Origin of the sequence: Hydrogenophaga sp. (assembly GCF_031426985.1) — a bacterium.
Classification (GTDB): domain Bacteria; phylum Pseudomonadota; class Gammaproteobacteria; order Burkholderiales; family Burkholderiaceae_C; genus Hydrogenophaga.
Genome location: NZ_JASJOY010000229.1, coordinates 23,219 through 31,124, shown reverse-complemented (window position 1 = coordinate 31,124; position 7,906 = coordinate 23,219). Strand labels below are relative to the sequence as shown.

Here is a 7,906-nt window from a genome sequence, read left to right as displayed (position 1 = left end):
TGCGTGTCCATCATGGAAGGCAACACCACCAAGGTGATCGAGAACTCGGAAGGTGCGCGCACCACGCCGTCGATCGTGGCCTACCAGGAAGACGGTGAAGTGCTGGTCGGCGCGTCTGCCAAGCGCCAGGCCGTGACCAACCCCAGGAACACGCTGTACGCGATCAAGCGCCTGATCGGCCGCAAGTTCACCGAGAAGGAAGTGCAGAAGGACATCGACCTGATGCCCTACTCCATCGTGGCCGCCGACAACGGCGACGCCTGGGTGGAAGTGCGCGGCAAGCAGATCTCGGCCCAGCAGGTCAGCGCCGACATCCTGCGCAAGATGAAGAAGACCGCCGAGGACTACCTGGGCGAGCCCGTGACCGAAGCCGTCATCACCGTGCCGGCCTACTTCAACGACGCCCAGCGCCAGGCCACCAAGGACGCCGGCCGCATCGCCGGCCTCGACGTCAAGCGCATCATCAACGAGCCCACCGCTGCGGCCCTGGCCTTCGGCCTGGACAAGCAGGAAAAGGGCGACCGCAAGATCGCGGTTTATGACTTGGGTGGCGGCACCTTCGACGTGTCCATCATCGAAATCGCCGACGTCGATGGCGAGAAGCAGTTCGAAGTGCTGTCCACCAACGGCGACACCTTCCTGGGCGGTGAAGACTTCGACCAGCGCATCATCGACTTCATCATCACCGAGTTCAAGAAAGAGTCCGGCGTTGACCTGAGCAAGGACGTGCTGGCCCTTCAGCGCCTGAAAGAATCCGCCGAAAAGGCCAAGATCGAGCTGTCCAGCTCGGCCGCGACCGACATCAACCTGCCCTACATCACGGCAGACGCGTCGGGCCCGAAGCACCTGAACATCAAGCTGACCCGCGCCAAGCTCGAAGCCCTGGTGGAAGAGCTGATCGAGCGCACCATCGCGCCCTGCCGCACCGCCATCAAGGACGCCGGCATCGCTGTGGGCGACATCCACGACGTGATCCTGGTCGGCGGCATGACCCGCATGCCCAAGGTGCAGGAGAAGGTCAAGGAGTTCTTCGGCAAGGAGCCGCGCAAGGACGTGAACCCCGACGAAGCCGTGGCCGTGGGCGCCGCCATCCAGGGCCAGGTGCTCTCGGGTGACCGCAAGGACGTGCTGCTGCTGGACGTGACCCCGCTGAGCCTGGGCATCGAGACCATGGGCGGCGTCATGACCAAGATGATCCAGAAGAACACCACGATCCCGACCAAATTCAGCCAGGTGTTCTCCACCGCCGAAGACAACCAGCCGGCCGTGACCATCAAGGTGTTCCAGGGCGAGCGCGAAATCGCCGCCGGCAACAAGGCGCTGGGCGAGTTCAACCTCGAAGGCATCCCCAGCGCACCGCGCGGCATGCCGCAGATCGAAGTGACCTTCGACATCGACGCCAACGGCATCCTGCACGTGGGCGCCAAGGACAAGGGCACCGGCAAGGAAAACAAGATCACCATCAAGGCGAACTCGGGCCTGTCCGAAGCCGAGATCCAGCAGATGGTCAAGGACGCCGAACTGAACGCCGCCGAAGACCACAAGAAGGTCGAGCTGGTGCAGGCCCGCAACCAGGCCGAAGCCTCGGCGCACAGCGTCAAGAAGAGCCTGGGCGAGCACGGCGACAAGCTCGAAGCCGCCGAGAAGGAAGCGATTGAAGCCGCGGTCAAGGACCTGGAAGAAGCCATCAAGGGCGACGACAAGGCCGCCATCGACGCCAAGACCGAAGCCCTGATGACCGTCAGCCAGAAGCTGGGCGAGAAGGTGTACGCCGCCTCGCAGGCCGAAGCCGCCGCCGCAGCGGGTGCCGCCGGTGGTGCCGAGCAGCAGGCCGGCAGCGCGGGTGCCTCGTCCAACGCCAAGGACGACGACATCGTCGACGCCGAAGTCAAGGAAGTGAAGAAGGGCTGATCGCCGGGCCCCTGCGCTCAACCCATCGCCGCGTCAGGGCAACCTGACGCGGCGTTTCTGTTCAACAGCAATCCCGCGCGAACCGCATCCACACCATGGCAAAACGCGATTTTTACGAAGTGCTGGGCGTGCCCAAGAACGCCTCGGACGACGAGATCAAGAAGGCGTATCGCAAGCTGGCGATGAAGCACCACCCGGACCGCAACCAGGGTGACAGCGCCAAGGCCGCCGAAGAGAAATTCAAGGAGGCCAAAGAGGCCTACGAGATGCTGTCGGACCCGCAGAAGAAGGCGGCGTACGACCAGTACGGCCACGCCGGCGTGGACCCGAACATGCGCGGCCCCGGCGGCGCTGGCGGTGCGGAAGGTTTCGCCGGCTTCGGCGACGCCTTCGGCGACATCTTCGGCGACATCTTCGGCGGCGCCCGCCGCGGCGGTGGCGGCCGGCAGGTGTACCGCGGGGCCGACCTGTCCTACGCGATGGAGATCAGCCTCGAAGAGGCGGCCCATGGCAAGGACACGCAGATCCGCATCCCCAGCTGGGACGACTGCGAGACCTGCAAAGGCACGGGTGCCAAGCCAGGCACCAGCGTCAAGACCTGCACCACCTGCCACGGCCAGGGCCAGGTGCAGATGCGCCAGGGCTTCTTCAGCGTGCAGCAGACCTGCCCGCACTGCCACGGCACCGGCAAGATCATCCCCGAGCCCTGCACCGCCTGCAGCGGCCAGGGCAAGATCAAGAAGCAGAAGACGCTGGAGATCAAGATCCCCGCGGGCATCGACGACGGCCAGCGCATCCGCTCCAGCGGCAACGGCGAACCGGGCCAGAACGGCGGCCCGGCCGGCGACCTCTACATCGAAATCCGGCTGCGCAAGCACGACATCTTCGAGCGCGAGGGCGACGACCTGCACTGCCAGGTGCCGGTGAGCATGACCACGGCGGCCCTGGGCGGCGAAATCGACGTGCCCACCCTGCAAGGCAAGGCCACCATCGACCTGCCCGAAGGCACGCAAAGCGGCAAGACCTTCCGCCTGCGCGGCAAGGGCGTCAAGGGCGTGCGCAGCAGCTACCCCGGCGACCTGTACTGCCACGTGGCGGTGGAGACGCCAGTCAAGCTGACCGAACACCAGCGCAAACTGCTCAAGGAACTCGACGAGTCGTTCAAGAAAGGCGGCCACAAGCACAGCCCGAACGACAAGGGGTGGTTTGAGAAGGCGAAGGATTTCTTCAGTTGATTTTTTGCGCTGAAGGGTTCGGAAATGCGAAGGGGCGACGGGTGACCGTCGCCCCTTTTTTCCGACCTCTCGAGCGGATGATTCGAAGCAACTACCCAACCAATACAGATTGGTAATCCTGCGAATCCAAATACTCATACTCATCCAGTTCAGACTGACACGCAAGCACCAACCGCTTCATTGCACCCAAAATCGCAACATAGAGCTCTCGAACATTTGACTTTGACAAGAATCGATCAGGATCAATTTTGGGGATCCTATTAACGTCATCCTCCAACCACTTACCACCTGCTCCAAGCAGACCCACACTGCTATTCTTATAGTGCATCAACCAATTTCTAGCCCTTATAAGGGAGTGGATGTATTGCCATGGTGCAGAGCCTTTATCCAGATTTTCATCATTGCAGCCAAGGACTCTCTCAATTTTCACAAACAGCTCTGTCTTTGAAATATCGACAGAAATCTGGTGTTTTATAACAAGAGAGTTAACCAACGCCTCTATTGCCGCAGCAAGCACAATGACATGCATCGCAGACTTTTCCATTTCATCATCATCCCCCGACGCAGGCAAATCAATAAACTGCTTCACCTGAGATAGAAAAGCCTGCTCCACGAAAAAATAATAACGAAACGTCATCAAAACTCACCAAATCAAGAACCACTCGAAACAGAAAAAGACGCAAGAAAGTTGTCCGCTGCCCCTAAAGCCTCCAAATCCCCCCTCACCGCCTCAGGCGCCCCACCCTTGCCCCACAACACCCCCGCCAGCGGCATGTCCAGAAACTTCGCGCACAGGGCCGTCGAGTCGATCATGGGCTGCGCCTTGGCGCGGTCGCCGTTGGTGGTGATCAGCCACAGGCGCTTGCGGCTCATCTGGGCCTTGAACTCCAGCCCCGGCACTCGCAGCCAGGCGCTCCAGTGGTCGAGGTAGGCCTTGAGCGTGGCGGGGAAGCTGAACCAGTAGACCGGCGCGACAAACACGATGTCGGTACAGGCCAGGGTCTGGTCCAGCAGCTGGCGCATCACGCTGCCGTCTTCTGGCATGGGGTAGCTGCCCACGGTGTGGCGCTGGTCGATGAATTCGGGGACGCCGGCGCGGGCCAGGTGCACCCAGGTCTGGGGGGTGTCAGGTGGCAGGCTGACGGCGGCCTGGCGGGCCAGCCATTCGGTGTTGCCGACGTGGCCGGCTTCGCGGGTGGAGGCGACGAGGAAGAGGTAGTGGCGGGTAGACATGTCAATATCCTGCCATGAGCCACGACACCCACGACTTCCTCATCCTCGGCGCCGGCATCGCGGGCGCGTCCATCGGCCACTTCCTGGCGCCGCACGGCCGCTGCCTGATGCTCGAACGCGAGAGCCAGCCGGGCTACCACAGCACCGGGCGTTCGGCCGCGCAGTTCATCGCCAGCTACGGGCCGGCGCAGGTGCGGGCGCTGTCGCGGGCGAGCGAGCCCTTCTTCAAGCAGCCGCCGACCGGCTTTGCCGAGGCGCCGCTGCTCACGCCGCGCGGTCTGTTGACGGTGGCCGGGCCGGACGAGATGCCCCACCTGGACGAGGCCTGGGCCACGCTGCAGCAGACCAGTCCGCGCGGCCAGCGCCTGACCGCTGCCGAAGCCCTGGCCATGGTGCCCGCGCTGCGGCCCGAGAAGGTGGGTGCCGCCCTCTACGAACCCGACAGTTTCGACATGGACGTGCACGCCATCCACCAGGGTTACCTGCGCGGGTTCCGGCACGCGGGCGGCACGCTGATGTGCGACGCGGAGGTGGTGGCCATCGAACGTGTGGGTGAGCTGTGGCGGGTGCGCACCGCCGCGGGTGCCGAATACGCAGCACCGGTGCTCGTCAACGCGGCGGGCGCGTGGTGCGACGCGGTGGCCCAGCTGGCGGGCGTGGCGCCCATCGGCCTGGTGCCCAAGCGCCGCACCGCGTTCACCTTCGCGTCACCGGCCGGTGCCGACACGGCGCACTGGCCGCTGCTGCTGGCCGCCGACGAGAGCTTCTACATGAAGCCCGACGCCGGCGCCCTGCTCGCCTCGCCGGTGAACGCCGACCCGACCGTGCCGCAGGACGTGCAACCCGAGGAGCTGGACATCGCGCTGGGCCTGCACGCCATCGAAACCTGGACCACGCTCACGCCGCGCCCCACGCACACCTGGGCGGGGCTGCGGTCTTTCGTGGCCGATGGCGAGCTGGTGGGCGGGTTTGACCCGGCCGCACCAGGCTTCTTCTGGTGCGCGGCGCAGGGCGGCTACGGCATCCAGACCAGCGCCGCCATGGGCGAGGCGTGTGCGGCGCTGGCGCGCGGCCTGCCGTTGCCCGCGCGCATGGCCGACGCCGGGCTGACGGCCGACATGCTGTCGCCCGCGCGGGCGACGCTGCGCGGCTGAGCCTGGGCCTGGGCCTGGGCCTGGGCATCAGCCCGTCGGGGGCGGCCCATCGTCCACCGCGGCTCCTCCACCGCCGCCACCCCCAATCGCGTTCGCGGCTACAGGGCGCCGGTGTATTCGCCCCGCGCGGGGTAGTCGTTGGCGATGGCGAAGTCGATGGCGCCCAGCAGGTCCTGGAACGACGGGCGCGCAAACGGCATGGTCTGCGTCGATCCGTAATAGAGCGTGCCATCGGGTCGGACCAGGAACACGCCCGGCTCGCTGAACAGCTCGGGCTCTTCGATCCCGATGGAGGTCTTGCCGCGGGCGGTGCTGATGTACAGGCCCCATTGCCGCGCGCTGCGCAGGCTCAGCCCGTACGCGAATCTCAGCGCGCTGGCTTGGATCTTGTCCGCCATGCCCTGCGCCCGTTCGGCGCCGTCGCTGCTGACAGCCACGACGCCCACCCCTCTTTGGGCGAATGCCGGCGCCAGCCGCGCCAGCTCCATCAGGTACTTGGCACAGATCGGGCAGTGCAGCCCCCGGTAGAACACGACGAGGTCGAAGCGCTCCGAGGGCGGCGCTCCCAGAACAAAACGCTCGCCGTCGGTCAGGGGCAGGTTCAGGGCCGGGACGGGCCAGCGTGGGGTCAATGCGGTGGGGGTCATCAGGTGCTCCTTGTGAAAGGCCCGCCATCAGCTTGATGGACGGGATGGTGGCAGTGTGATGAACTATGGGCAACCAAAAAATCCGTTTTCATTGCATTTCGTACACATGAACCCACCACGACTGGACCGGCTTTCTGCCTTGCTCGACGGCCTGGCGCCGGTGGTGTCGCTCACCGCCGCCGACGATCCGGTCGGCGCCCCTGTTCGATCGGGCCCACCCACCGAACGGGACCTGACCGTGTACCTGTTGAGCGGGGGTTCCATGCGCCTGCGCTGGGCGGGCGGGTCGGCGGTGGTCCACGGCCCGGCGCTGGTCGCTTTGCGGGCCCGGCAAGCGCACAGCCTGGAAGACCTTCCCCCGCCGGACCAGGGCCGCCTGATCTGTGCCCACACCCACCTGCCCGGTCCGGTGGCACCGCTGTTTCTGGAGGCGTTCGTGCAGCCCCGCGTGCTGTCGCTGGTGGACGACGAGCCGGCGGTGCGCCTGGCCATGAGCATGATCGAACTGGAGCTGGACGCTCCCCGCTGCGGCCAGCCCGCCCTGCTCAACCGGGCGGGCGACATTCTGTTCATCGGCCTGCTCCGCTACCTGGTCGCCCACCCGAGCCCGAATGGGGCGGGGCTCTTCAACGGTCTGGCAGACCCGCGAATCGCCCGGGCCCTGGTGGCCATGCACCAGCGCCCCGGGGCCGACTGGTCGCTGGAGCGCCTGGCCGACGAAGCCGGCATGTCGCGCACCGCCTTCGCCTCGGCGTTCCGGCAGGTGATGCAACGAACGCCTGGCAAGTACCTCTCGGCGATCCGGCTCGCCACGGCCCAGCGCGCGGTCGAGCTGGGCAAAGGTCTCAAAGAGGCGGCGCGGGCCGCGGGGTATGGCAATGTCTCGGCGCTGTCGCGGGCGCTCTCCAGAGCGCGCCTGCTGGCGCAGCCGGCCCCCACCCCGCACCCCCCCCGGCCAAGCACGTAGGCTGCAGATTTCTGGCCCAGCCGCCACAATCCGGCGCATCACTCCCCACACGACGCGACCATGGCCCTCATCGTCCACCACCTGAACAACTCCCGCTCGCAGCGCCTGCTCTGGATGCTCGAAGAGCTGGAACTGCCCTACAAGATCCATTTCTACGAGCGCGACCGGCGCACCATGCTCGCCCCGCCCGAACTGAAAGCGGTGCATCCGCTGGGCAAGTCCCCCGTGCTCGAAGACGGCAAGCTCAAGCTGGTGGAAACCGGCGCCATCTGCGAATACCTGGTCGACAAGACCGGCCGCCTCGGCCCGACCGACCAGGGCGAGGGCCTGCGCCGCTACCGCCAGTTCCTGCACTACGCCGAAGGCTCGGTCATGCCCACGCTGCTGCTCATGCTGGCCATGTCCAAAGTGCCGCTGGTGGGCCGGATCGCGGTCGGGAAGGTGCAGCCCATGGTGGACGTGCACCTGGACTACATCGAGCACGAACTGGCCTCGCGCCCCTGGTTCGCCGGCAAGGCCATGACGGCCGCCGACATCATGATGAGCTTCCCGCTCGAAGCCGCGGTCTCGCGCGCCGGCCTGGGCCCGTCGCGCCCCGCCACCATGGCCTGGCTGCAGAAGATCCACGCCCGGCCGGCCTACCAGGCGGCCCTGGCGAAGGGCGGCGAATACGACTACGCATGAGCGCCCGCCCGGCCGGCCGTTGCGCAGGGCGCTCGCCCCGCAGTGCGCAGCACGAAGGGCCATCCCGTGAACCCA

General features: G+C 66.0%; 8 protein-coding genes. 5 read left to right on the top strand and 3 right to left on the bottom strand.

What is annotated here, in order from left to right:
* Both dnaK and dnaJ read left to right on the top strand, forming a co-directional pair.
* On the top strand, positions 1-1,911 hold a 1,911-nt coding region (dnaK, locus tag RMP09_RS23180; protein ID WP_310568336.1), incomplete at its 5' end, for a molecular chaperone DnaK.
* A gap of 95 nt (positions 1,912-2,006) precedes the next feature.
* Positions 2,007-3,146, top strand: coding sequence for a molecular chaperone DnaJ (gene dnaJ, locus RMP09_RS23175; protein ID WP_310568335.1), 1,140 nt, complete (start codon positions 2,007-2,009; stop codon positions 3,144-3,146).
* 91 nt (positions 3,147-3,237) lie between these two features.
* Here the strand turns inward: dnaJ and RMP09_RS23170 are convergent, their stop codons facing one another.
* Together RMP09_RS23170 and RMP09_RS23165 are read right to left on the bottom strand one after the other, a co-directional pair.
* Positions 3,238-3,783, bottom strand: coding sequence for a hypothetical protein (locus RMP09_RS23170; protein WP_310568334.1), 546 nt, complete (start codon positions 3,781-3,783; stop codon positions 3,238-3,240).
* A gap of 14 nt (positions 3,784-3,797) precedes the next feature.
* Positions 3,798-4,379, bottom strand: a complete 582-nt coding sequence (locus tag RMP09_RS23165) for an NAD(P)H-dependent oxidoreductase (RefSeq protein ID WP_310568333.1) — start codon at positions 4,377-4,379, stop codon at positions 3,798-3,800.
* Between the two features lie 14 nt (positions 4,380-4,393).
* Here RMP09_RS23165 and RMP09_RS23160 point away from each other — a divergent pair, with 14 nt between their 5' ends.
* Positions 4,394-5,533, top strand: coding sequence for an FAD-dependent oxidoreductase (locus tag RMP09_RS23160; protein WP_310568332.1), 1,140 nt, complete (start codon positions 4,394-4,396; stop codon positions 5,531-5,533).
* Between the two features lie 98 nt (positions 5,534-5,631).
* On the opposite strand, the gene RMP09_RS23155 is transcribed toward RMP09_RS23160, so the two are convergent.
* Positions 5,632-6,180 carry a peroxiredoxin-like family protein gene (locus tag RMP09_RS23155; protein ID WP_310568331.1) on the bottom strand — a complete coding sequence of 183 codons (549 nt, stop codon included), beginning with the start codon at positions 6,178-6,180 and terminating at the stop codon, positions 5,632-5,634.
* 106 nt (positions 6,181-6,286) lie between these two features.
* Between RMP09_RS23155 and RMP09_RS23150 the strand changes: the two genes are divergently transcribed.
* Entirely contained in the window at positions 6,287-7,147 is an 861-nt protein-coding gene (locus RMP09_RS23150) for a helix-turn-helix domain-containing protein (RefSeq protein WP_310568330.1), read from the top strand.
* A gap of 60 nt (positions 7,148-7,207) precedes the next feature.
* Positions 7,208-7,831: a glutathione S-transferase gene (locus tag RMP09_RS23145; protein ID WP_310568329.1), complete on the top strand. Its 624-nt coding sequence runs from the start codon at positions 7,208-7,210 to the stop codon at positions 7,829-7,831.
* Positions 7,832-7,906 lie beyond the last annotated feature (75 nt).